24 protein-coding genes are annotated in these 24,075 nt (G+C 34.3%); 16 read left to right on the top strand and 8 right to left on the bottom strand.

Annotation, left to right across the window (positions count from 1 at the left end; all coding sequences use genetic code 11):
• Genes BUB08_RS12625 through BUB08_RS12615 form a run of 3 tightly spaced genes read right to left on the bottom strand, consistent with a single transcriptional unit; the run spans nucleotide 1 to nucleotide 3,990 of the window.
• Nucleotides 1–2,454 (bottom strand): sensor histidine kinase, encoded by a 2,454-nt coding sequence (locus BUB08_RS12625; protein WP_073002222.1) that lies wholly within the window; start codon nucleotides 2,452–2,454, stop codon nucleotides 1–3.
• Nucleotides 2,447–3,778, bottom strand: coding sequence for a TRM11 family methyltransferase (locus tag BUB08_RS12620; RefSeq protein ID WP_073002221.1), 1,332 nt, complete (start codon nucleotides 3,776–3,778; stop codon nucleotides 2,447–2,449). Before BUB08_RS12620 ends, BUB08_RS12625 begins: the two co-directional genes overlap by 8 nt.
• Entirely contained in the window at nucleotides 3,775–3,990 is a 216-nt protein-coding gene (locus BUB08_RS12615) for a helix-turn-helix transcriptional regulator (RefSeq protein ID WP_073002220.1), read from the bottom strand. Before BUB08_RS12615 ends, BUB08_RS12620 begins: the two co-directional genes overlap by 4 nt.
• Before the next feature lie 819 nt (nucleotides 3,991–4,809).
• On the opposite strand from BUB08_RS12615, the gene BUB08_RS12605 reads away from it, so the two are divergent.
• Nucleotides 4,810–5,580 (top strand): response regulator transcription factor, encoded by a 771-nt coding sequence (locus BUB08_RS12605; RefSeq protein WP_073002218.1) that lies wholly within the window; start codon nucleotides 4,810–4,812, stop codon nucleotides 5,578–5,580.
• 263 nt (nucleotides 5,581–5,843) lie between these two features.
• Here the strand turns inward: BUB08_RS12605 and BUB08_RS12600 are convergent, their stop codons facing one another.
• The 5 genes from BUB08_RS12600 to BUB08_RS12580 form a co-directional block, all read right to left on the bottom strand.
• Entirely contained in the window at nucleotides 5,844–6,251 is a 408-nt protein-coding gene (locus BUB08_RS12600) for a hypothetical protein (protein ID WP_139249693.1), read from the bottom strand.
• 197 nt (nucleotides 6,252–6,448) lie between these two features.
• Nucleotides 6,449–7,237, bottom strand: coding sequence for a WG repeat-containing protein (locus BUB08_RS12595; protein WP_073002216.1), 789 nt, complete (start codon nucleotides 7,235–7,237; stop codon nucleotides 6,449–6,451).
• A 62-nt stretch (nucleotides 7,238–7,299) separates the two neighbouring features.
• Entirely contained in the window at nucleotides 7,300–7,767 is a 468-nt protein-coding gene (locus tag BUB08_RS12590) for a hypothetical protein (protein WP_073002215.1), read from the bottom strand.
• 276 nt (nucleotides 7,768–8,043) lie between these two features.
• Nucleotides 8,044–8,790 carry a ThiF family adenylyltransferase gene (locus BUB08_RS12585; protein ID WP_073002214.1) on the bottom strand — a complete coding sequence of 249 codons (747 nt, stop codon included), beginning with the start codon at nucleotides 8,788–8,790 and terminating at the stop codon, nucleotides 8,044–8,046.
• Nucleotides 8,780–9,436 (bottom strand): hypothetical protein, encoded by a 657-nt coding sequence (locus BUB08_RS12580; protein WP_139249692.1) that lies wholly within the window; start codon nucleotides 9,434–9,436, stop codon nucleotides 8,780–8,782. The genes BUB08_RS12585 and BUB08_RS12580 overlap by 11 nt, the downstream gene beginning before the upstream one ends.
• Before the next feature lie 552 nt (nucleotides 9,437–9,988).
• Here BUB08_RS12580 and BUB08_RS12575 point away from each other — a divergent pair.
• The 15 genes from BUB08_RS12575 (at nucleotide 9,989) to BUB08_RS12505 (ending at nucleotide 23,974) form a co-directional block, all read left to right on the top strand.
• Nucleotides 9,989–10,216 carry a hypothetical protein gene (locus tag BUB08_RS12575; protein WP_217651611.1) on the top strand — a complete coding sequence of 76 codons (228 nt, stop codon included), beginning with the start codon at nucleotides 9,989–9,991 and terminating at the stop codon, nucleotides 10,214–10,216.
• Nucleotides 10,191–10,613, top strand: a complete 423-nt coding sequence (locus BUB08_RS12570; RefSeq protein ID WP_073002211.1) for a hypothetical protein — start codon at nucleotides 10,191–10,193, stop codon at nucleotides 10,611–10,613. The genes BUB08_RS12575 and BUB08_RS12570 overlap by 26 nt, the downstream gene beginning before the upstream one ends.
• A gap of 169 nt (nucleotides 10,614–10,782) precedes the next feature.
• A complete protein-coding gene (locus BUB08_RS12565; protein ID WP_073002210.1) occupies nucleotides 10,783–11,115 on the top strand; it encodes a helix-turn-helix domain-containing protein in 333 nt (110 codons plus the stop codon).
• A 301-nt stretch (nucleotides 11,116–11,416) separates the two neighbouring features.
• Nucleotides 11,417–12,004, top strand: a complete 588-nt coding sequence (locus tag BUB08_RS12560) for a BfmA/BtgA family mobilization protein (RefSeq protein WP_073002209.1) — start codon at nucleotides 11,417–11,419, stop codon at nucleotides 12,002–12,004.
• Nucleotides 12,005–12,023: 19 nt separating this feature from the next.
• Nucleotides 12,024–12,935 (top strand): DUF5712 family protein, encoded by a 912-nt coding sequence (locus tag BUB08_RS12555; protein ID WP_073002208.1) that lies wholly within the window; start codon nucleotides 12,024–12,026, stop codon nucleotides 12,933–12,935.
• A 269-nt stretch (nucleotides 12,936–13,204) separates the two neighbouring features.
• Nucleotides 13,205–13,480 carry a helix-turn-helix domain-containing protein gene (locus BUB08_RS12550; protein ID WP_073002207.1) on the top strand — a complete coding sequence of 92 codons (276 nt, stop codon included), beginning with the start codon at nucleotides 13,205–13,207 and terminating at the stop codon, nucleotides 13,478–13,480.
• Nucleotides 13,481–13,488: 8 nt separating this feature from the next.
• A complete protein-coding gene (locus tag BUB08_RS12545) occupies nucleotides 13,489–13,767 on the top strand; it encodes a DUF3876 domain-containing protein (RefSeq protein ID WP_073002206.1) in 279 nt (92 codons plus the stop codon).
• Nucleotides 13,768–13,780: 13 nt separating this feature from the next.
• Nucleotides 13,781–14,062, top strand: coding sequence for a helix-turn-helix domain-containing protein (locus BUB08_RS12540; RefSeq protein ID WP_073002205.1), 282 nt, complete (start codon nucleotides 13,781–13,783; stop codon nucleotides 14,060–14,062).
• Between the two features lie 136 nt (nucleotides 14,063–14,198).
• Entirely contained in the window at nucleotides 14,199–17,930 is a 3,732-nt protein-coding gene (locus tag BUB08_RS12535) for an nSTAND3 domain-containing NTPase (RefSeq protein WP_073002204.1), read from the top strand.
• 96 nt (nucleotides 17,931–18,026) lie between these two features.
• Nucleotides 18,027–18,308, top strand: coding sequence for a hypothetical protein (locus BUB08_RS12530; protein WP_073002203.1), 282 nt, complete (start codon nucleotides 18,027–18,029; stop codon nucleotides 18,306–18,308).
• 172 nt (nucleotides 18,309–18,480) lie between these two features.
• Nucleotides 18,481–18,666 carry a hypothetical protein gene (locus BUB08_RS12525; RefSeq protein ID WP_073002202.1) on the top strand — a complete coding sequence of 62 codons (186 nt, stop codon included), beginning with the start codon at nucleotides 18,481–18,483 and terminating at the stop codon, nucleotides 18,664–18,666.
• Nucleotides 18,667–18,735: 69 nt separating this feature from the next.
• Nucleotides 18,736–20,337, top strand: coding sequence for a recombinase family protein (locus BUB08_RS12520; protein WP_073002201.1), 1,602 nt, complete (start codon nucleotides 18,736–18,738; stop codon nucleotides 20,335–20,337).
• Nucleotides 20,338–20,537: 200 nt separating this feature from the next.
• The gene (locus tag BUB08_RS12515; protein WP_073002200.1) at nucleotides 20,538–21,770 is read left to right on the top strand and encodes a site-specific integrase; all 1,233 of its coding nucleotides are present in this window, start codon (nucleotides 20,538–20,540) and stop codon (nucleotides 21,768–21,770) included.
• A 12-nt stretch (nucleotides 21,771–21,782) separates the two neighbouring features.
• Complete coding sequence (locus BUB08_RS12510) at nucleotides 21,783–23,447, top strand: RNA-binding domain-containing protein (RefSeq protein ID WP_073002199.1); 1,665 nt, start codon at nucleotides 21,783–21,785, stop codon at nucleotides 23,445–23,447.
• Between the two features lie 119 nt (nucleotides 23,448–23,566).
• A complete protein-coding gene (locus BUB08_RS12505; RefSeq protein ID WP_073002198.1) occupies nucleotides 23,567–23,974 on the top strand; it encodes a helix-turn-helix transcriptional regulator in 408 nt (135 codons plus the stop codon).
• Nucleotides 23,975–24,075 lie beyond the last annotated feature (101 nt).

Genomic DNA, 24,075 nt, shown 5'->3' with positions numbered 1-24,075 from the left:
TTAAATTGTAATGTTAGAAAGGTTCAAGGCAAACATGAATTTTCTATTATGTTCGTTTTTAACGGGCTCTAAAGCAATAGAGCATCCTGAAGAATCTATCAATTGTTGAATAATGAATAATCCTAACCCTCTACCTTGTCCTTTGGGTTTGGTAGTAACAAAAGGTTCAAAAATCTGATTTTCGACAGCAGGAGCAACCCCAAAGCCATTATCATAAACATAAATCCAGGGAGCTTCAATTTTTATAAAAATCTTTGGCTGAAAGTCTTTTTCAATCTTTTTTCTTTCTTTTAACCAGTATTCTGAATTATTTAGAAGATTGTCAATGATTTGTGTTAGCTTCCCTCTGTTAACTTGAATAGAAAAATCATCAACAGTTTCTACCAAAAACTCAATGTCAAGCTTTTCAAAGCGGTTTCTATAATAGTCTTTTTCTTCATTTAAAAACTTTGATAATCTGAAACTTGTCTTTTTCTCCCTATTGTATTTCAACGCAGGGTCCAAATGCCTTAATTGCACTTTAAGCCCATTGACAGTTGTATTTATGTATTCTATCAAGACATAAATATCAGATTCTGTCAACTTTTTATTTTCAAGTTTGTGAGAATAGAAACTTGCTTTCTCCGATAATCTATCTGCAATTGAAGCAAATTCATGACTTACAGATTCTGTTATTAATCCAAGACTAGCTAACTCTGAGAAGTTATTTAGCTGGTCTTCCAGAATCTTAATTTTAGGTTCAAGAATATCAATTACTTCATTCAATTTATTTGCTTTAAGAATTACCTTATTAAGTTTAAAAAGTGTACTCTGAACTGATTCTAATTCAGTCAAAATTTCTTCGATTTGACTGCCCATTTCTTTTTCCTGGTCAGTTGCAAATAATAGATTGTTTTTAGTTTTATTTACGAGTTGTTTTGAACTTGAGATAGCTTTACCTGTAGTAGAAACAGCATCATTAAATTCTTGTATTACTTCTTCTGTCTGAAATTTCGTTTCTTTTAGTTGTTTAAATGCTTGGCTCACTGTTTTTATACCACGACTTTCCGTCTTATAGGTCTTTAAAAAATCGTTGTAAGCTCTTCTAATTCCCTCTTGGTACCGGTTTATTTCATCTTTAATGAAGAATGATAAGGTAAAAAAATTTCTTGAATAAGGATTAGAAACTAAACCTTCTCTATCGGTTTTATCTTTTAGATTATTATTAACTCCTTCATCAATTGCAATGTATCCAATAACATTAGCTGGTCTTAATGGGTAATAAGAACCTCCTGTTGTTTGAGATTCTCTCAACCTCAACCAATCATCTCCATCTATCCCAAAAGGTTTTACAGCAAATCCATTTCTGAATAATTTGATTCCTGCTTGACTCTGTGCAAAATCTCTATAACTGGAAAGTTTACCAAATATTTCTTTTATATTCTCATCATTTGAAAGCCAATTATCGTAGGTGAATTCATCTATTTTACCTGTAAAAGCTCCTGGATTTGCTCTTTCGCCTTCGTATATTTCTAAGCCACCAATATCTTTGTCAAATTCAAATTTTCTTTCAAATCCAAGAAAGAAATTTTTGTCTGATAGAAATTTTAGGTCTTTATATTTTTTCTTAAGAAACTCGAAGAATTTTTTTCCATTGTCAATCTCAACGTAATTATGAAAATCTTCTCGATTATTCCCAATGAATTTGGAAAGTTTAGTTTTCCCTGATAAGTTAATTACTTTTCCATCAAAATTAAAATCGAATCGAGAAATTGCTATATCACGTAGTTCTTCATTTGATTTATCAAGGTCAATATTAATTCCATTAATTTTAAGGTAAACTTCAAATGGCCTGTTTTCTTTGTAAGGAGAAATTATTTGGGATACTTGTCCCTTAAATTTTTCCAAATTTTTGCCTTCCCAAACTTCTGAGTGATTCAAATTTGCCAATACTAATGTCGTTCCCTTTTTCTTTTGAGGTTCATAAGATTCAGCCTGAACACTCACCTCACCTAATGCTTCTTCTTGTTCAAAATCTTTCCAGTTGAAAGCAATATGGGTTCCTTTTTTATCTTCTTCATTTGTGAAAATTTCACAAATGTCTGCTAACCGTTGAGTACTTAATCTACCCAACCCTTTGTCTCCAAGTGGAGTTCTGCCTCCAGGTGTTGTTTCTTTGGCTTCTTTCATGGCTCTTTTTTTAGAATATGAAATAATTAGCCATGATTTCATAATAGTTTCTTCACTCATACCGAAACCATCATCTTCCACCACGATAAATCCTTTATGAGCCTGATAAAAAAGCTGTTTTTTTTCGTATTTACCCGTTGCATTTATTTCGATAGAGACATAAGATGCATCTGCATCATAAGAGTTTTTGATTAGCTCTAATAAGGCCGTTATCTCGTCAGAAACAAGTTGTTCTCCGAGTTGCTTTACGATATGAGGGGTAATATCAAAGTGATATTTACTCATTATTAATAGGGATTTTAAAAATTAGAATCTTTTCTTTGCTCATAGTATTTGAGAAATTATTTCTCCCCGGCATTCTCTTACCTAAAATATCTCTTTCTAAATCCGTAATTAAATCCACTTTTTTCGATGATAACAAATCTATGAGAATGTTATCATTTTGAACCACTCGCTTATTCACATTTCTGTTTCCCACTGTCCAAACCATATAAGCTCCTTTATTTAATTTAGCCAATAAATTATCGATGGTTTTATCTAAATCGTGTACAAAATTGATGACCTTTTTGGCTTTTATTTGCTCATCTAAATTGAAGGTGTCAAAAAGTTGCCTAACAGTCTTAGATTTTTGAAATAGATTTTCCTTTTTTTGAGAAAAGTTATCAATCATTTTACCGCCTAAACTATTTGAATCAATTTGCTGGATGGTCTTTAGATAATCGAATGTTATTTTTTCATCTATATCCTCAATAGGAATCCATTGTAATGGCAAATATGAAAATTGCCCATATGTAACTGTTGTTTGATTATCTCCATATGGCGGTGAAGTAATCAATAAATCAAATATCTTTTTTGTATTTATAGCTTTTAACGAATCTCCCCAAACTACATCAACATCTTTAATGTATTTATTTTTTCTAATAAAATTATTTTCACTCAGCATTGAACAGAAATCATTTAAGTCTGAAATGCTTCTTTTTAGTATGGAGAAAAAATATTTTTGGGGAGAAAGGTTTCTGTTCACAATTTCATCCGTTGGACGAATGTGCATTTTAAAAGTTGATGTTCTATCATTGCTAGTTAAACGAATGACTTCTGCCAGAGTTACCCATAAAAATTGTCTTATCTCTATTGCAGATTCTTGCCTAATAGCCCTATAGAGTCTTGATAATTCAATTTGCACGTCATTCTTAAACCATTTATCAATGTTGTGAAAACTAACTTCTTTTTTGATTGAAGTATCGTTCTGTACTCTAATTTTTATAGATTCCTCGCTTGTCGATAAAGCATCTTTTGAATAATATCTAGTTTTAACTTTACTTAGTAAAACTGAGAGTGGATTAATATCTTGACCAAAGATGTTTAATCCATATTTCATTCCTGTAACTAGTGTGTTTGAAGCACCCATAAATGGGTCTAACAATGACACTTCTCCTTCAAATGTTTCTGATAGGCTTTTAATTATAGGTTCTTGTACAGAAGGAACCATCATGGCAGGATAGTTTAGAATATTTCTTGCATATTCACTCCTATTAAAATTAGCACCATTCAAGATTTCATTGCTAATTAAACTTAAGGATTCCTTTATTTTATTTTCAGTTACTATCATTTATTATTAGCTGTTGAAACAAGTAATTCGCGAACATCGATTTTCAATACATCTGCTATTTGAAATAGCGTTTCTACTCTAGGTTGCATTTCATTTCTACACCATTTGGAAACAGTTGTCCTATTCATTCCCAATTCATCTGCAAGCCAATTATTGGTTATTCCTTTTTCAGCTAAAACTGCTTTAATTCGATTATAAAACTGTTTCTCCATTACTATTTCACAAGATTTAAAGGTAAATATAATGACTTAATATGAAACGCTTTTGGCTCAAAATTATGCTTTAGAATATTCATTTAAACATCTTCAATGCCTTTGTTGTGCTTCTATAGCATAATAATATCCCATTAAAGATTATTTTGAATATCTTAAAGTTCATAAGCATGAATCACACAGACATCAAAATAGTCTTTGAAAAAATAGTTTCCGTTCAATTGGAAAACCTCAATATTACGCATAACCTTTAGAGTATTGTAAAAATTAAATAAAATTTCTGAGATTTCTTTTACATCAATTTGAGCCTGTTGATTATTTAATAATTTTGAGGGAGTTACGAGCACTGCTATACTGAATTATAAATCCCCAATGGATTTTTTGTTCTATGAATCGCTACTTTATTTACGCCTCACAAATCAACCACAGTTCGCAGGCATCTATAACGCCATATAGCATGTGCCTGTAAAATAGCAATTTAAGGAAAAGTCCTTAAGGCGGGTAATGGCTTAGAAACGAGCGAAGCTCTTTGATTTGCGTTGTTTTACATTCTTTCAAATAACTCTATTCCCCAAAATTAAGGATTAAAAAACAAACCCGGAACAGGTAATGTGTTAGAAAAGAGCAAAACTCTTTCTTCTTCTTTATTTTTCCATCTGTAACCTTACCCCTCAAGCCCAGGAATGTCGGTATACAACTTTATCATGCTTATGAATACAAGAAATATATCTCATTCAGTTATCATAAAGCTATACCTTTACGGTACCTTTTTATACATAGACGCAACTTTTATGGAGAAAGGAACATCTATACTAAACTATGAAAGAGTATATTTTCAATCACCCGAAACATCGTTTTACTACAAGGGAAGAGGATATAGCAACCTTAAATCATTTTAAGCAACTGCTTTCTGTAATTTCAAATTTATCCGATATTGATGCTTATGTACTAAATTACAAGGAAAATACATTTGAATACATTACCCCGGGAAGTCGGTTACTAAAATGTACCCCAGTAAAGGTACCAAATGCATTAGGTTTTGACTATTACAAAGAGATTGTCCATCCTAAAGACTTTGAATTCCTAATCAAGATAAATAGAACCGGGTTCGATTTCTTTTATAACTTACCGATTACCAGAAGGAAAAATGGTTATATAACTTATAATTTCAGGATAAAAAACAAAAATGGGAAATACCAAATTGTCAATCATAAATTGACCCCTCTCCAACTTACAAACGAAGGGGCAATAGTTTATTCCTTATGTGTCTTAAGTGAACCAACGAGTGACTCTCCTGGAAATGCCTATGTAAAGATGAATGATACTTTAAAAGTCTATGAATTTTTGCCGGATAAAATGAAGTTTGTGGAAGTTGTCACCCAAAAACTTTCTCAAAGATTATATGAACTTTTAAAGTTTGCAAGCCAGGGGAAAAAAGCAAAAGAAATTGCGGAACTGATGAGGATTAGTGTTAACACAGTTAAATTTCATAAAAAAACAATTTTTGAAAAAACCGGGACAAAAAATATTGCAGAAGCCATTCAGTGGATGAATAACCAAAAATTGATGATGCCCTCAAATGATCTGTAGATAAATCCGGGGCAAATTATTCAAATAAGAATCTTATTTTAGAAAAAATACTTAGTTGTATCAAGAGTAATATTTCCCATTCTTCCCTCAATTCTCTGCCCATATCATTCAATTTTTTGTAAGCAATAATCAATCCCTGAGTTTTGAGAACACAACCGTAACAAGGCCTTCAAGCCCTGGCTGGAGATAATGATACAAGATAAGAATGTAAGAAAATTCAGAATAAAATACCCTCGCATCTATCTCAATCCGAGGGCATTTTTTTAAGGCCTCCTATCGGGTTCTCCAAATTTTTGGTACAAATCCCAATAGGATTTCTTTAGAATTTCGTCCATATTTTTTAACCCGGTTGAGTCTATCATATGATTTGCACTTTTGAGGTCCTTCATTAATCTATCATAATAATGTTCAGAAAGTCCTATACTGACAAAAGAATCCTTGGTAATCGCAAATTTTAAATGGTTATCAACGACAATAAGATTTTCGGCAATTGTTTTTATTAATAACAACGTATCCCCTTTTAAGGAATCTATGCCTAACTGATGTATCGTTGAGGTGCCATCATTGGCGTCAATGGTTGTTGTTTGCTGAACACTTTTCGTTTCTCTCCTATTATTAAAACAAGATGATAAAGTAAAAGCACAAATAATAAATAGAACAACTTTCTTCATCGATTTGATTTGTTTAAAAAATTCCTTCATAAGTTGCAGTACCCTCATTTGAAACGGTTGTACTAAATGTGACCATAATATGGTCATTTGAAATATACAATGGAACACCTACTGTTGTATTTGCCCCCAAAGTTACGTGCAACTTGTTTTAACAGATTTAACCGTATTTCAGAATCATGTTTTATGAAAAGAAACAATTATATTCTCGTGATATTTTTCCCATCAAACAAAAACTCTTGACCATGTTTAAACAGACGATAGCTTTCTTCTTTAGATTGAAGCCCCGGTCCTTTTATAGAATCGTATTCAAATGGAATTACTATCTTGCCTTTGCAATCTATTATACCTGATTTCTTTTTGACTGTTACTATAGCCAAGCCGGAATAAAACGGATTAGCATAATCGTATTGGCAAGAGATAATTTCTTCTCCTTCGCTATTTATAAATCCATATTTCCCATTGTAGCTCCATTGTCCATTTCCTTCTGGTATAATTTCAGTTCCATCATTAACCCGTGCCAACCCGTTGGAAGCGAAATAGATTTCTATGTATTTCATTGGACAAACCTCCTTCCCTTCGGGGTCTATCAAACCTGTTTTTCCTCCAGAGTGATACCAAATTCTATTCATATCATTACCGACTTTTACAAGTGCTAATCCGTTAAACCCCATTTCTCCAAAACTTGAAGCCCAATCATATTGTAGAGGAATGACAATACTGTCTTTAGGATTGATAAAGCCCCATTTCCCTTTTTTCGATACGGCAGCCAACCCTTCACTAAATTGCCTTGCTTCGTTGTATTTAAATCGGATGACAATGTGGTCAAAACGATCCCAATAACCGAAAAGTCGCTCTCCCTGAGTAGCACGCACCCTAAAAAGCTCGGAACCAGTCTGAAAATAGAAAGGCTCTTGATTATTCTCATTGCTCTTGCAGCAAGAAAGAAAAATAAATAATAAGCAGATAAAGAAGAATTTTTGTTTCATAATAACAATCAAAGATAAGGGATCTGTGCTTAATCTAAGCACAGACCCCTTACAAATACATGTTAATAGGCAACACTTTCAAAGTCTGAAACACTTTCAGCTAACACGATAAACCAAAAATCTTGTCTAGGAACACCATTCACTCCCCAAATTGTATATACGTATCTGCGTGAGACAAATGTTGAACCAATCCAATTATCATAAGAAGTTGTCGGAACATCGGAGTACATTCTCAATTCATATTCACCACTTGGGTTGTTATTTCCTATGTCAATACCACTACATTGTATGGTTCTACCCTGTAATGTAACAGAAAAATAGCTGTCCTGATAACCTGCCGTTCCGATTGATAAATAATCGTTTATTCTAATAATCGTCCCATTTTGCTGTATTACCTGGCTCATCAGATTCTGGACATTGGTATTAACAGAATAGTTTGCTTTTGTACTCATTTTCTCTTTCATCTCCTTTTCGATCGATGCGACCAATTTAGGAGTTGAATACTTGTTTTCTTTAATTTTGTTGTTCATAAAGCTTACATTTTTAATTGAATTAAATGAATATTTGATTCTTGCAAGAATGTACTGAGTTGTTTTGCGGTTGCCAGAGCGATAGAACTATTTTCTCTTTACAAGCAATCCCACTAATTACTATGAGATTGTAAAAGGCTAATGCAAAAAACTAATCACTACAAATTTACCTATTCTAAAAACGAGATATCAGTGAATTTTGATAATTAGACCTATCCTTTTAGATAGTGTGTCATGGATAAATTAGCTGAATCATTAGATGTTACAGGGAAATAACTATAAACAGGGGACTAATAAAATATCAAAATCAGGAAATTTCTTAACAGGCCTATTCGTAGAAATATTGTATAACAAATTTGTAGCGATGCCTGCAATAATACAACTTCCAATTGCGAGTTGGGGAGGGGGAAGCCGGTTCGTTTCTTTAGAATATTTATTCAACGATTCTGTCAACCAATCTATGCTGATGTCTTTCTTCTTCAACCTATCCAAAACAAAAGAAACGACAGTCTTTTCTACATTTAGGTGGTTCTCTAAAATAGTTTCAAGCTGTTCTGAACCTTCATCTGTCACAAAAACTAATCCCGCCCAACCTAAATTGTATGGATGGATAACCGGAATGTGAGATATTAAACATATCCTATCAAAAAGAAACGAGATATCCGAACTAAAATCCAGTGTGTTAATAGCAATATTGTATTGTTGAATTTGTATATCATTTACATTCTCTGGAGTAATGTAATGTGTGTGGGATAAAATATTTGCCCTGGGATTAATTTCCAACAATCGTTTACGCAGAATTTTTGCTTTAAACTTGCCGATGTCTCTGAAGGTATAATTCTGCCGGTTAAGGTTTGATAATTCAACCTTGTCCCCATCAACAATACAAATATTCTCAAAACCCAACCTCAAAGCGCATTCCGCAATATTACTTCCTAGTCCACAGCCAGCAATCAGAATTTTGACTTGTTGTATTTTTTTTTGCTCTGAACCTGAAATATAGATTCTATTTCTACGATACATAGAATTGCATTTTCTTTGTTAGGTCACTGTTTGCATTGTAAAATTGCATTAAATCTTTTATTCTTATACAAGCCAATGAAGCATATGAACCGTAGAGCAGTCGAGGTTTTCCTATCTGTGTCATAACGATGTTTAATAAACGGAACTTGCGTAAAAGACAAATGTCAATTTCTGCAATAAGTAAATCCTGAGGATTGTTTTTTAAAAGACCTATCACTTCTAACATTAACAGTTTATAGACACTGTTTCGATAAGGTAAAAGATACTTATTCTTTGCAAATACTCTTGAATCAACAACAAATCGCCCTATTAACCAAACATGCGGAGCATCTAGGGTTACAATGTCTGTTTTTATGTTTCTATTTGAGAGAAAATCGGATAAAAGCACTTTGTCCATTTCAATAGCTTTAATCCCGCCGATTATTTCGTTATTTTGATTCTTGACTGCAAAATAATAGCCTAAATCATAGTGAATTATATCTTCTTCTATTGCCTCTGATAATTCTCTGTTTATACCAATCAAATCAACATTGCCCTGATGGGTATAATAATTTGTCATTAGAACAAACCGGATAAAATCCGGGATGGATTTTTTGCACAACTGATATAGATATATTTCTTTAAAAACAAAGAGTAGTTTGTCCATATTTATTATAGTCATTAAAACCACCTCCTTAGGGGATGGTCATGTTTAAATTGGGTTTTTCTGAAATATTTTGTTTTTATATTTTGTCAAATTCATTTTAATGCTGTTTATGTGTTCTGCCGCGAACAGGCCTCTTATAGGGGCTAATCAGGTTCACCTTCTTCGAGTTTTTTTAATAATTAATCATAATGATACTTAATTTTACGACTTAAATATTATTAACTACACCAAAGAGTAGGTATTTTTAGGTTTGAGTATATGAAAGAATTTTTTTTATTCACAATGCGACTACTCCCTTGGGGCGGAAACAATATATTTACCTAGCAAATTCCTTTTGTCCTATGTACCTTTTCGTTTAGTCTTCAATACAAAGAACTACTCCTTCGTATAGTTTATTTCGCCCTTCAGACTATTAAAAATATCTTTAAAATCCTTTATAAAAGGAAAACAATACGAACAAGTAATGATACTGTAATAACATGTTCCACATTTATTGGCATAAAACAAGACTTCAGTATGTTTTCAAAATATTAACTCTTAAATTTTATGCTTATGAATGATTTATTAAAAACGAAGTTGTTCAGCCTATTATCTGAACCTTCACAAGTAACAAAACAGGAAATGCAAAGTGCCTATGAAAAATTTGTAAGCCAGTTAACAACCTTTAATCAATCCGAAATGAATTTTACTGAAGCTTTTCGGAAATTGAATCTTTCCCGTATCGAGTTTGGTGCGCTGGGAGCATTACCGTTTTATGGGCAGGGGGGAAAATGTCCTTAAAAAGACATACCTTCAAAAAACACTGGCTTTTATTGATTCCGAGACAGAACTACTGCATCTTAAAATCCGGTATCCCGAACAGTTTTGCCAACCATCCAAACAAACTTTCAAATCAGACCTGTATATTATCCCCAAATCAAAAGGGCTGGGAATTATCGGGATGGCCGAAATTGTTGTCGGCCTTTTCCTTTCGGGCGAGGTGAAGGATAAAAGCGGGAAAGCCGTTTCCCTGACCCTCTTGGCACAAACATTTGAGCACGCTTTCAATTTTAGTTTCGGGAGTATCTACGATAAGCAGGATGCCCTGTTCCGGCGTAAACCCTTTAATCTCACCAGAACCCTGGACTTTTTAAAGTCTTTAATCCATCGGAAAGACAACACCATAAATAACAGGTAAACAATATTAAAAAGGATGATTTTGTAAAATACTTTTAATGAGGTGGTTATAATTGTTATTCAGAGGAGTAGTTAACTACTCCTCTTTTCCTGTTACTTCCATCTACCGTCCTTTGCTTTGTCAATGCATTGAAAACCGGAAATGTAAAACTTAAAAACAAAGCAAAATCATGTATATCAATAACGACGAATTTGAAAAGTGGATGGAAAAGCTCTCAACGAAACTAAACGAGATTGGACAGGACATAAAAGCAATGACAGGAAAAGGCGAGGTGAACATTTTGGATGAAAATGATAAATTACTGGACAACCAGGATTTGGCTTTTCTCCTGAAAGTATCTTACCGCACCCTGCAACGCTACCGTACAAGCAAAAAGCTCCCCTATTTTATGATAGGCCATAAAACCTATTACCGCACTTCCGATGTCCGGGCATTTGTCCGTGAACATATGGAACTACAACAATTCAAACAGTTTGAAAAAGCTACGCGCGGGGATAAATGATTCTGCCCTTTAGTCTAAGCAGAACGAAGCAAATGAAGGAGGTTGTTATTATCCTATGCCTCCTGTTTAATGGCTCCGCATTCAGCAGGAACAATCCTGCCCACCGGCTTTAATTATTCCGCTGAATTAAGCAAGAGGGAACTGGACAAGTCCTGTTCTTTCCCTCTTGCCCTTCGGGGAAAGCCTTCGGCTTTAGCGTGTTACAATAACACGCTGTTATAACATCTGTAATAACCGTTTTTTCTTATCGCTTATTGACAGGGTGTTAACGTACTAAATAGTCATAAAATAGTTATAACAGATGGGCAATCAATACCGGAAAACCCTATTCACAACTATCGGGATAGATAAAGAAACCAACGTTTTGGTTGAAAAAGTATGTAAACGCTATTCGCTGAAAAAGGGTGAAGTAGTGAAACTCGCTTTTCAATATTTGGAGAAAGCCCATATTAACCCGGCTGATGCCCCCGAATCGGTAAAATCGGAGCTTGCCAAAATCAACAAGCGGCAGGACGATATTATCCGTTTTATCCGTCACTACGAAGAACAGCAGCTTAACCCGATGATACGGACAAGCCATTCTATAGCCACCCGTTTTGACGATATTGCCAAAACATTGGAAAACCTCATCCTTTCCCAACTGGAAGCAAGCCGGGAGAAACAATATTCCATACTGCAAAAAATCAGCGACCAATTTGGCAAACATGCCGATGCAATAAATAACCAGTCCCGACAAATCAATGCCCTGTATCAGTTACAGCAAAAAGAAAGCTTGAAACTGTTGAAGATGGTTAGCCTTTACACAGATTTGGCAAATTGCGGGGTAATGGACGGCAAACGCAAAGAAACCCTGAAAACTGAAATCACTAATTTGATAAACAGCCAGTAAAAACAAGATTAAGAAAACCATGAATATCGACTTTCCACCGCCATCGAAAAACGGGGTGTATAACAATGCAGGCAGCAGCCGAAAGCTAGCCAATTACCTCGAACATGAAGATTTAGAGCGGATGCAACAAGGCATTTATACCGAAGGCTTTTTTAACCTGTCAGAAAACGGTATTTACAAATCGCAGGTTATAAAAGAAATAGACAATAACATTGGTCAGTTAATGAAAACCGATGCCAAGTTTTATGCTATCCATGTCAGCCCAGCGGAAAAGGAACTGCAAAGAATGGGAAACACCGAAGCGGAACAGGCAGAAAATATGAAACGCTATATTCGCGAAGTGCTTATCCCCGAATATGCCCGGAACTTCAATAAAGGATTGTCTGCGAAAGACATTAAATTCTTTGGTAAAATCCATTTCAGCAGGGACAGGTCAAACAATGAACTGAATATGCACTGCCATTTAATTGTTAGCCGCAAAGACCAAAACAACAAAAAGAAATTATCGCCACTTACTAACCACAAGAATACAAAGAGAGGCGTAATCAAAGGCGGCTTTGATAGGTCAAACTTGTTCCGGCAAGCCGAAAAAGGCTTTGACAGGTTATTTAATCATAACCGGCCATTAACCGAATCATTTGAGTATTACAACACCATGAAGAATAGCAGCATAAACGACCAACTTAAAATGCAGGAGCGGGAATCAGAAGCCAATGAAATACCCTTTAGCGGTGAAAAGAAAAATACGACTGAGGTACAAACAGAAACAAATTTAAAAGCAGGCTCAAATATCTCCAAGCCACAGCAAACAAGCGAAAACGTTTTATCTTCTCTATTTTCAATTCTTCCATTGGATGATACTTTTACCGAAACCCAGCAGCAACAACAGCCCCGAAAGAAGAAAAAACGCAGAAAAGGTTTTAAAAAGTAAAATTGTAATTACTGTGTCAAAAGTTATTTCCCGCACCTTACCGCTTATCTCCCGCTTAAGGCTACCCAGCCGTTTGAAAGGCGGCAGCCCACGGGGATAACCGGGGTGTGAGAATAACTTTCGCCAGTTTAACGGTGGCTTTTATGCCACTTTAAGACAACACCGGCCATTGCTGCTAATTTCCGGGAACAGGTTGTGAATCTGTTTTACTTCGCTTGAAAATCATTGCAATAAAAACAGTTTTAGTAAACAGTTAAACAAATTGAATTATGGATATAATCGCAATTGAAAGCAAAACTTTCGAACAAATAAACAAGTGTTTTGAAGATTTTTCCCGACAGGTCAAAAGCCTGTGCGGGGACAGCCGTGGCAGGGACAAATGGCTGGACAATGATGAAGTTTGTGAGCTTTTGCAAATATCAAGACGGACTTTACAGTCGTACCGGGATAACGGCATCCTTCCGTATTCCCAAATAGGTAGAAAATGCTATTACAAAGTAGCCGATATTGAAAATCTCATCAACCAGTCGCAAACCCCAAAATAACAGCAGCAATGGAAACAAAATATATCAACCTGGACAGGTTAACCGGAACCTGGGAAAGCGTAAACCTGAACCCGACAGTCCTCATTTACCGGAATGGGGAAAGCTATCTGTTAAGCATCATCTATATAAACGAAACCAGCAAACAGGCCAGTCCTGCAACTTATGAAATACTGGAAGATGAAGAAGGGTTTTTTATCAATTATAACCTGAAACGAACGGCTATCAGCTATGATGCGAAACTGGATATATTAAACCTCTCATTGTTGGGAGACTATTTAAGAAACTAAAAATTAGATAACCATGGAAATACTGGACAAAAAATCAACGGAAATCGTCTCTCTTTTTGAGGAATTGGATAAGGTTTTAAACACCATCCAGCAAGCCCTCAAAAATCGTACTCCGCACCTGAACGGCGAAAAATTCCTGACAAACCGCGATGTTTGCCGGATGTTGCATATTTCTTCGCGAACCTTACAGAATTGGCGGGATACCTGTAAAATATCGTTTATTCGAATTAAAGGGAAGATTTTGTACCGGCAATCGGAGATAATGAAGATGCTGGAACAGAACCAGAGACAATAAATTGTTTTAAATGAATATTTATGAAAGACCTGTAAAGTTACTTATAGGTCTTTTTTTATGAGTATTTTTATCTTAACAGGTTTCTTTCTCAAATTTCACTCGTTAAGTATTGAAAATAATATTAATCCAAAATTAGATGAGTAGGCTTCAAACAATAGAAAATGCTTTAGTTTCAATTAATGAAACCGTATTTCAAGAACTATGTGATAGTTTCCTTATTTTAAGAAATGATAATTATAAGGCTTTCTCAAGAACAGGAAGCCAAACTGGAAAGCAAAAAACAACTAAAGGAACTCCTGATACTTTTTTACAGCTTCCAAATAAGAAATATATTTTCGTTGAATATTCCACCAACGTCACACAAGGACTACCCAAACTGAAAGAAGATATTAAAAAATGTATAGATGTAAAAAAGACAGGAATTCCGTTAACGGAAATTGCAGAAATAATAATTTGTATCAACTTTAATCTTAAAGCAAAAGCAATAAAAGACCTGGAGACTTTATTATCTAAAACGAGAATTAGATTGACAGTTTATACTCTTGATGCTTTAGCTTTAGAGTTGCATTTGCAGCATAGAAATTTAGTTCATGATTATTTGGGATTGCCACTGGATACAGGGCAAATAGTTTCTGTTGAAAAATTTATTACGGAATATAATAAGGCTTCCAAAGGTATCGCAACGCCACTCAATAATCCCTTCCTTCATAGAGAAACCGAATTAAAAGATTTAAAAAACCTGATTTCTAAAAATGACTTGATAATCCTGTATGGTTCTCCGGGAGTAGGGAAAACTAAACTTGCACTCGAAACCATTAACGATTTTGTAAAAGAAAGCCCTACATATACACCCTTTTGCATTTCTTATAAGAATGCTCCTTTGTTAGAAGATTTATACCAAAATTTAAATACAGAAAAAGATTATATCCTATTTGTTGACGATGCAAACCGAATCGATTCTTTTAATCAAATTATTGGTTTTTATAAAGCTCAAAGGACTGGTAATTTGAAAATATTAATAACGGTAAGGGATTATGCTTTCTATATAGTAGAGATGCTATGTAAGGATTTTTATTTTGTGTCTTACACCATAAATAAGTTCACAGACGAACAAATAACAGATATTGTAAAAGAAGAACCTTTTGGTATATTAAATTCTCAATACCATAAAGAGATTATTCGAATTGCGGATGGAAATCCGAGAATCGCAATAATGACAGCGTTATTAGCAAGAGAAAAACAAAATATATATGCTTTAGCCGATGTTTCAGACCTTTTTGAAAAATATTATTCAACTTTCATTAAAGATGAAGGAGAATTTGCAAGTACCATAAATATAAAAACACTCGGAATAATCGCCTTTTTTTATGCAATTCCGTATAAAGACAGGGAAACAGTCCAACCGATTCTTGAAAACTTTGGGATACATTACAATACATTTTTTGATTGTATCGAAAAATTAGATAGGTTAGAATTGGTTGAAGTTCAATATGAATACGTAAAAATATCGGAACAAAATATATCCACCTATTTTTTCTACAAAGCCTTTATAAAAGATAGCCTGCTTTCATTTGAGGTTCTCTTTGACAAGTATTTTGATAATAACTCCGCCCGTTTTACCGATTGTGTTATCCCTGCAAATAATACATTTGGGTATGAAAATGTTATGGGGAAACTCCAACCGGTTTTACAAAAATATTGGAATACAATAAAACTTGATGAGGAGAGAAGTTTAAAACTATTGTCCGTATTTTGGTTTTACCTGCAAAATGAGGCTTTAGAATTTGTATATAATATAGTCGAAACACTTCCTGAAAGCACCGTTTCTTCTTATGAAGTTGAATATGAGACAAATGATTTTGCTTTTGCACAGAATAAGATAATAGAATTGTTAGGAGAATTTTTCCGCTTTCAGAATAAGTTGAAAGATGTTATTGAATTGTCTTTTGAATATACCCGGAAATTACCGAAACATTTACCTGAATTAATTCATAAAATTAAAGAGTCATTAACTTTTGACTGGGAAGATGAACAATATGGATTTTCAAGGCAAGATACTCTTTTCCAGATATTAATAAAGGGGCTAAATAACAAAGATTTACTTTACTCTAAGGTATTCTTTGAACTTTCCCAAACATTTCTTTCTTTTAAATACCGCCAGACCAAGGGAGGAAGGAATCATTCCATTATGTTTTATGAATATCCTATCCCGAACAATGCTAAAATTAGAAACTTCCGAAAGGCTATTTGGGAAAACACAGACAAGAATTTTTTGAACTTTCCAACAGGTGCTTTTTCGTTACAACAGAGTTATGCCCAAAGAAGCCCCGATGTCATAAAGGATATAATGGAATATGATACACCTTTTGTTGTTGATTTAATAGAAAAATATTTAACGCCGGATTCTTTTGAACATTGCAGATATGTACACGAGCAAATTATATGGTGCAAAAGAAATAGTGTCATTCATCCTGATTTTGATTTACTGTATTCAAAATTTATTAATCCTCTGTATGAATTGTTTTTGAAAGTCAATTGGGATAGATTGAGGGATAAAGAAAGCTATGATTTTGATAATCATAGAGAATATGAAAAACTGAAAGAGTCTGAAATAAGAAGTTCTTTAATCTTCAATTCTGTGTCAGAATTAAAATCATTTTATGAAAATTTCATTTTTCTGAAGAATGCTGAAAGAGAAAGCAATAGATGGAATTACAACAATGTATTCGATATAATAGTAGACGAAAATTGTACCCGGAATTTTGAATTAGGTTGTCAGCTTTTAAAAGAAACAATTGCAAACAATGTAATTGATTATGTACCAAGAATCACTTTTCGCAACCAATTAACAACAAAAGAAAAAGCTGACTTTGTATGGAATATTTTGCAAGAAAAAGACTTTGAAGGCAAATCTTCATGGGAATTGTCTTTTTATAATAATATTGCTGATGAGTTAATAAACAACAAATATACTCCTGCCATAAAAAGTAGTATTATCAGATTAAATCAAGGAAACTCTATTTATTTTGGAGGTTTGCATCGATTTATTAATGTTGAGCCAAAACTCTTTGAAGAATTGCTTCAAATTATTGTTGATAGAAATGCTGGTGAAGATAAGGTTTATATCTGGATGGACTTTTTCAATGATTATTTCGAGCATTTAGGTAATGATATTGATTTGATAAAGAAAGCTTACACCCAACAGGTTATAATGCAAAATCATTTTGACTATGAGAAAAAGGGGCTCTTAAAGATATTAGCTAAAGACAATCATTTTTTAGTTGAGTATATAAATGCTTTATACCTAAAGGAATCTTCAAAGCATTACCTTGACGATAATCATGAGTTAGGAATTGTTTGGCAGATTGACAATATAGAGCAACCCTTGGAAGAAGTTTTTGACTTAACCAATAAGAAAGAACCATATATGGGGATATTAAAACATTTTTGTAATTCTTTCTTTTGGAATATACAAGGAGAAGCAAAAATACGTGCAAAGCTATTTTTGTTAGATTACTGTAAAAGATACTATAGGGATTCCGACAAGATTAATATTGTTGTTGATATAGTGAGACATTCTCTGAAAGAATATTACAATGACATTTTATTACAATTTATATCAATAACACAAGATGTAGAACTGTTTTCTAAAATTTGGTGGAGAGGAAATGGGAGTGGCGTTGTAAGTGGAGATGTCATTTTGGGTGACTTGGAGGCATCTGAATGGAGAAATATTCTTTCAATTATAGAAAAATCTTCTTTAGGAATAAAATTGATACCTATAAAGCAATATATAAACTCTCGGATAGAGAGTGCATTAAAATATGCCGACTGGGAGAGAAAAAGAAAATTTATAGAACGTTGGTAAATATACTTCATCTCTTTAATTAATTCTCTATGAGAATATTGCCGAACGTCACTGATAATTTTTGTATTATTGTAATTAAGCCAATCTACTTTAGCCATGGAAGAAAAAAAAACCGTAGCCGAACTGACCATTTTTTATAAGAAGCAACGTTTAACAAGCCTTATCTTTGATAAGCAGGAAACAGCAGATAAATTTCTAGAGAGCATAACCCTTTTCTTCAATGAAAAAGGAAAAAAGAGATTCTCTTTTAGTGGAGAGATTAAGACTGTTTACACACCTGAAAGCATTGTCGGGCAACTTCATGATTATACCGAAGGGAACGCCAAACCCAAAGGCACTATACTTGAAATGATGAAGATAATCGACGGGCTGAATTGATGCTGTTCCTGCACATAAAAGTTGTGAAAATCTCTATGAAACTGCTACTAAATTTAGAATGAACAGAAATGGGGAATGACAAGTAAAGACAGGGAACGACACGACAACCGCTGTTCAACAGGCAGTTAAAGTGTTTAATAGGTTTGGAACTGGATAAAAGCCAGTTCAGCCTATGCAGAAGCGTGAAAACAAGGATATTGAAGAAGCAACCCAGAGGGTCAAAGAAAGGATGCCATTGGAAAAAATCCGGCGTATTCCCAAATATAGGGATATTACCCCCGAAGGTTACGAACGACTTATGAAAGATGCAGAAACCGTTGCCCTGCTAATTCTCAAAGCTTTCTTTTCAAAAAAATAGCAACCCGGTTGGTTCAATATTTGCACGGCTTTTTCATCCTGAATCTTTAATTTTACATATTTTGCTGCCATGAACGATTTAAGCCTTTTTAAACGATTTGCACCGCAAGCGCCCAAACAATTTCAGGAAGGGAATAATGCTGTTATATATACCCGTGTATCATCTGCAGAACAGGAAGACAATACCAGTTTGGCATCGCAGAAACGTTATTGTGAGATGTATGCTGACAAAAAAGGATTGAATGTAGTAGGTTATTTTGGTGGAACATATGAATCAGCAAAGACAGACGACCGCAAAGAGTTCAACCGGATGCTGACCTTTGTAAAACGTTCGAAAAACATCAACTATGTAATTGTTTATTCATACGAACGTTTTTCCCGTTCCGGTATTGCCGGGGCTTCAATTGCCGACGATTTACTTAAAAAATATGGGGTCATAACTTTGGCAACCACACAAGAACTTGACCCAACAACCCCTGCAGGTTCTTTTCAGCAAAAAATATTGTTCCTGTTCGGACAAATGGATAATGAATTAAGAAGGGACAAAGTCGTTACAGGAATGCGGGAACTGTTAATGAAGGGTTATTGGGTTTGGGCAGTTCCTCGCGGTTATGAAGATTTAAACAAGGGGAAAGCGACTGAACGTAATTTGGTCGTTAATGAGGAAGGCAGGCTATTGAAAAAAGCTTTTGAATGGAAAGCATATCAGCAGCTATCAAATGCAGAGATTGTACGTGAAATGAAGAAAATAGGTGTCAAATTATCCGAAAAACATATAAATAACCTGTTTACAAATCCTTTTTATTGCGGACTGATTACCAGTAAGCTAATCCCAGGTCAGGTAATTGAGGGAAAACATGAGCCTCTTGTCACGAAAGAACTCTTTTTAACGGTGAACCACATTAAAGACGAAAAACGTATTCATGGTTTTGTGTACGATAGGGAAAATGAGAACCTTCCCCTCAAGATTTTCACAAAATGTGATAAATGCGGAAACACAATGACAGGCTATTTGGTAAAGAAAAAAGGATTACATTACTACAAATGCAACACAAAAGGGTGTGGAGCAAACCGGAGTGCCAAGGTCATGCACGAAAAATTCAGGAGCCTGTTGAAAAATTTCTGGATTGAGAAAGAAGACCGGGAAATAATTAAGCTGCAACTGGAAGAACAAATGGGTGTCTTCTTCAAATCACAAATTGAGAATGCAAAGGCACTCAGATTAAAGCTCGGAGAATTGAAAGCGAAACAGGAAACGATGGAAGAAAGGTTTGTTATTGGCGAAATAGACCGCAACCTTTACAATAAATTCAAGCCAAAATATGAAAAGGAATGTTTCGAAATTGAACGGGAACTTAACAAGACAGGTGGGTATTCATCGAACCTGAAAAAAGTAATCGATTTAGTGACTAAAATATGTCTGAATCCCTTGCTATTATGGGATAGTTCAGATTTATATGGCAAACGTATATTTCAAAATTTGCTGTTTCCTGAAGGAATTATCTATAATCGTGAATTAGACAATTATCGAACCATGCGTGTGAACTCTTTTTTTTCTTCAATCCCGCAACTGGCAAGGGTTCTGGAAGGAGATAAAAAAAGGGATTCTATCAAATTTGATAAAATCCCCACTTGGGTGGGCCCACCTGGGCTTGAACCAGGGACCCCCTGATTATGAGTATTAATCAGTATCTTTTTTTATATTTTCATATCTTTATAAATATTTTCTTAATAGCTGCATATCAGATATTTGTGCGATTTACATTTTGCATGAGTAGTATTTATTTTCAAAGGATAGCTATATTTGTGTGCAAATTGTGTGCAAATCCCATGAAATTTGCACTCAAATAAATCATTTTAAATCTACCATTTATGTTTAACTATACAAATAGTGGGATTACAATTTCTTCAGTTTTAGATAACCGTAGGGCTACAAATGATAACTTATATCCTATCAAAATACGTGTAACATTTCAACGTATTCGAAAATATTACGCAACTGGAAAATATTTATCGATTAATGAATGGGAGAGTCTACCGGACAGCAAGAAGAAAGAAATGATTTCAATAAAAGTTGATATTCAGAATACTTTTGACACGGTAAAGTCTGTTATAAAAGCCTTATTATATGAAGGAGGCTTTTCTTTCGAGGCTTTAAACTCACGATTAAATAAATCTGCAACTGATACTCTGAATAACGGATTTAAGCTAAAAATTCAGGCATTAAAAGATAATGATCAGGTCGGAACATACCTTTTTTATCAAAATGCATATAGAAGCGTAGAAAATTTTTCAGGAGAGAATATTCTGTTTGCATCCGTAACGGTAGATTGGTTAAAACGTTACGAGAAATTTATGGAAAAAGAGGGGAATGCTTATACTACCATTGGGATGTATTGTCGTGCGATTCGTTGCGTTGTCAATGATGCAAAGAAAGCAGGCGTAATAAAAGAAAATCAATATCCTTTTGGTAGTGGTAAATTTGAAATCCCAACAGGTCAGGGGCGTAAACTAGCTCTTAATTTACAGCAGATAAAAGCAATTGTAAGCTATTCTGATGGAAACGAGACAACTGAAAGGTATCGTGATTTATGGTTCTTTTCTTACTTGTGTAATGGAATTAATTTTGCGGATATGTTAAAACTCAAATACTCCAATATTCGTAATGGGGAAATTTGCTTTATGCGTGCTAAAACAGTCCGAACATCTAAACTGAAGAAAGAAATTTGTGCAGTTCTAACATCAGAAATGAATGCTATTATAAAGAAATGGGGGAATAAACCCAGAAAACAAGACAAATATATTTTCCCTTATCTGAATGGAAAAGAAACTGTTTTTACTGAAAAAAGAATAGTAAAAGACGTAACTAAACGGTGTAATAAGCGATTAAAAGTAATTGGCAAAGCGCTGAAAATTGAAGGCTTAAGCACATATTCAGCCCGACATTCTTATGCAACAGTACTTAAAAGATCGGGGGCGAACATTGCCTATATTTCAGAAAGCCTGGGGCACAATGATCTAAAGACAACAGAAAACTATTTAGCATGCTTCGAGAAGGAAGAACGGGTAAAGAATGCGAGTTTATTGACTAACTTTGGAGAATAAGTCGAATAATTAATGGAAGAATTATTATATAAATTGTTGCAAAGTCCTGTCGAAACAGAGGTTTTGGAGTTTAAGGAAGCCAAAAATCAGTTTGATAAGGACAAGCTTGGCAAATACTTTTCAGCATTAAGCAACGAAGCGAACCTGACGGGGAAGCCGGAAGCTTGGTTGCTATTTGGAGTAAATAATGATAAAAATATTGTTGGAACACAAATATCGGATAAACAACTGAACGAATATAAAAAGGAAATTGCTACAAATACTTCTCCTACTCTCAGTTTTATTGCTGTTCATCGGGTTGCAGTTGCACAAAAAAATGTCCTGATGTTTCAGATTCCGGCAGCTCCAAAAGGAATGCCCGTTGCATGGAAGAATATGTTTTATGCCCGCGACGGAGAAAGTTTAACGGGATTAAACATTAACAAGATTGAACGTATTCGAAATCAACAAACGAATCTTGATTGGAGTGCCGAAATTGTACCCGATGCAACAATAAAAAACTTATCAGCAGAAGCTATAAAAAAGGCAAAAGAACAATTTGCTGAGAAACATCCTAAATTGAAGGATGAAATTCCAACATGGGATGACATTACGTTTTTGAATAAAGCTAAAATTACCATCAACGGACAACTAACGCGTGCAGCTATTTTGCTGCTTGGCAATCCGGAATCGGATACTTTTATAAATCCGGCATCATCAAAGATTACCTGGATATTACGCGACCGTGACAAAATTGAAAAGGATTATGAACACTTTTTTTGTCCATTATTACTTGAAGTTGAGAATGTATATGCAAAAATCAGAAACCTGAAGTACCGTTATCTGAAATCCGGCACATTGTTTCCTGATGAAGTCGATCAGTTTGAACCATATATTATTCGTGAAGCACTAAACAATTGTATTGCTCACCAGGATTATACTTTAGGAGGAAAGATTAATGTTGTTGAAAGGGAAGATGGTTTTCTTACATTTAGCAACTTAGGACACTTTATTCCCGAATCGGTTGAGTCGGTTATTACTGCAGATGCTCCTGAAGAACAATACCGGAATCCGTTTTTGGCAAATGCAATGGTAAATCTGAATCTTATAGATACCATAGGAAGCGGTATTAAGAAGATGTTTGTCATTCAGAAAAATAAATTCTTCCCGCTACCTGAATATAATCTCGATAACAATAAGGTAACTGTTACCATTATTGGGAAAGTATTAGATATTAAGTATGCGCAGAAATTGGCCTCAATGCCTGATTTAAGTCTTGACGAAATTATCCTTCTTGATAAAATTCAGAAAGGCAAACCTTTATCCGATGAAGAAATCAAGATACTTCGAACAAATTCTCTGATTGAAGGACGTAAGCCTAATTTGTATATATCATCTAAAGTAGCAGAGGCAACGGGTGAAAAGGCAAACTATATTAAACAAAGAGGTTTTAAGGATGACCATTATAAATCCTTGATAATTGAATTTATTAAGAAATATGGGGAAGCCACTAAAAAGGACATTGATAATTTGATCTTGGATATCTTACCCTCAGTATTGGAAGTTAAACAAAAGGAGAATAAAGTAAGGAACATTGTATATGCAATGTCAAAGAAGGATAAAACCATAATCAATACTGGGACAAATCGTTATCCGGTTTGGATCTTAAGTTTATCTAAAAATGAAAATGCAAGATAGGATTAGATAAACTTTTAGATAGATTTAGGTGTTCCGGAATTACTAGAATGCTGAATAAGAGAGAGTTGAGGCATTAAACAATAGATAAACTAGATATTCTTAGACAAAAAACAAGTAATATGCCCCGCCGCAAGCAATACAAAATATCAGCCAGGCAAACAGCAGTTTATGAAGCTATTGTCTCAGAACTTCAGAAAAACCCTGAACTGGTTGATTATGATATGGAAACCATAGAAATATCGGTTAAAAAGAAAATCACTCCCCGAATCCGGGATATAGACAAAGCAATAAATAACCTGAAAAGATATATTTTAGTAAACAAAGAATTTATCCAAATTGTCAATGGTGAGGCGATAGTGTCGAAAAAGGATATTGCCAAAATGCTGAAAATTTCGCGGCCAACGCTTGATAAATGGATAAGGGATGGATTTATTACTCCTGTTCAATCAAACGTTTTACCCAATGCGGAGGTGTTTCCTCCTGACCTGATTCTGGAACAACTTCAAAATCAAAAGAACAAAAAATAAAAAAGTTTTCAGCTTTACATTGTCGTCGTTTGTCATAGTTTGACTCCCCTGAGTAAATAAGATTCATAGAATAATACTTTTACAATCCGACATTTTATCAC

The sequence above is a fragment of the Mariniphaga anaerophila genome, from assembly GCF_900129025.1.
Lineage (GTDB): Bacteria > Bacteroidota > Bacteroidia > Bacteroidales > Prolixibacteraceae > Mariniphaga > Mariniphaga anaerophila.
Note: the sequence above shows the minus strand (reverse complement) of the source record. Positions and strands in the feature narration are given on the sequence as shown.

Excerpts from the sequence above, each read along its gene's own strand:
- BUB08_RS12625 (WP_073002222.1), bottom strand. The coding sequence starts at position 2,454 with ATGAGTAAATATCACTTTGATATTACCCCTCATATCGTAAAGCAACTC.
- BUB08_RS12620 (WP_073002221.1), bottom strand. The coding sequence starts at position 3,778 with ATGATAGTAACTGAAAATAAAATAAAGGAATCCTTAAGTTTAATTAGC.
- BUB08_RS12615 (WP_073002220.1), bottom strand. The coding sequence starts at position 3,990 with ATGGAGAAACAGTTTTATAATCGAATTAAAGCAGTTTTAGCTGAAAAA.
- BUB08_RS12605 (WP_073002218.1), top strand. The coding sequence starts at position 4,810 with ATGAAAGAGTATATTTTCAATCACCCGAAACATCGTTTTACTACAAGG.
- BUB08_RS12600 (WP_139249693.1), bottom strand. The coding sequence starts at position 6,251 with ATGAAGAAAGTTGTTCTATTTATTATTTGTGCTTTTACTTTATCATCT.
- BUB08_RS12595 (WP_073002216.1), bottom strand. The coding sequence starts at position 7,237 with ATGAAACAAAAATTCTTCTTTATCTGCTTATTATTTATTTTTCTTTCT.
- BUB08_RS12590 (WP_073002215.1), bottom strand. The coding sequence starts at position 7,767 with ATGAACAACAAAATTAAAGAAAACAAGTATTCAACTCCTAAATTGGTC.
- BUB08_RS12585 (WP_073002214.1), bottom strand. The coding sequence starts at position 8,790 with ATGTATCGTAGAAATAGAATCTATATTTCAGGTTCAGAGCAAAAAAAA.
- BUB08_RS12580 (WP_139249692.1), bottom strand. The coding sequence starts at position 9,436 with ATGGACAAACTACTCTTTGTTTTTAAAGAAATATATCTATATCAGTTG.
- BUB08_RS12575 (WP_217651611.1), top strand. The coding sequence starts at position 9,989 with ATGAATGATTTATTAAAAACGAAGTTGTTCAGCCTATTATCTGAACCT.
- BUB08_RS12570 (WP_073002211.1), top strand. The coding sequence starts at position 10,191 with ATGGGCAGGGGGGAAAATGTCCTTAAAAAGACATACCTTCAAAAAACA.
- BUB08_RS12565 (WP_073002210.1), top strand. The coding sequence starts at position 10,783 with ATGTATATCAATAACGACGAATTTGAAAAGTGGATGGAAAAGCTCTCA.
- BUB08_RS12560 (WP_073002209.1), top strand. The coding sequence starts at position 11,417 with ATGGGCAATCAATACCGGAAAACCCTATTCACAACTATCGGGATAGAT.
- BUB08_RS12555 (WP_073002208.1), top strand. The coding sequence starts at position 12,024 with ATGAATATCGACTTTCCACCGCCATCGAAAAACGGGGTGTATAACAAT.
- BUB08_RS12550 (WP_073002207.1), top strand. The coding sequence starts at position 13,205 with ATGGATATAATCGCAATTGAAAGCAAAACTTTCGAACAAATAAACAAG.
- BUB08_RS12545 (WP_073002206.1), top strand. The coding sequence starts at position 13,489 with ATGGAAACAAAATATATCAACCTGGACAGGTTAACCGGAACCTGGGAA.
- BUB08_RS12540 (WP_073002205.1), top strand. The coding sequence starts at position 13,781 with ATGGAAATACTGGACAAAAAATCAACGGAAATCGTCTCTCTTTTTGAG.
- BUB08_RS12535 (WP_073002204.1), top strand. The coding sequence starts at position 14,199 with ATGAGTAGGCTTCAAACAATAGAAAATGCTTTAGTTTCAATTAATGAA.
- BUB08_RS12530 (WP_073002203.1), top strand. The coding sequence starts at position 18,027 with ATGGAAGAAAAAAAAACCGTAGCCGAACTGACCATTTTTTATAAGAAG.
- BUB08_RS12525 (WP_073002202.1), top strand. The coding sequence starts at position 18,481 with ATGCAGAAGCGTGAAAACAAGGATATTGAAGAAGCAACCCAGAGGGTC.
- BUB08_RS12520 (WP_073002201.1), top strand. The coding sequence starts at position 18,736 with ATGAACGATTTAAGCCTTTTTAAACGATTTGCACCGCAAGCGCCCAAA.
- BUB08_RS12515 (WP_073002200.1), top strand. The coding sequence starts at position 20,538 with ATGTTTAACTATACAAATAGTGGGATTACAATTTCTTCAGTTTTAGAT.
- BUB08_RS12510 (WP_073002199.1), top strand. The coding sequence starts at position 21,783 with ATGGAAGAATTATTATATAAATTGTTGCAAAGTCCTGTCGAAACAGAG.
- BUB08_RS12505 (WP_073002198.1), top strand. The coding sequence starts at position 23,567 with ATGCCCCGCCGCAAGCAATACAAAATATCAGCCAGGCAAACAGCAGTT.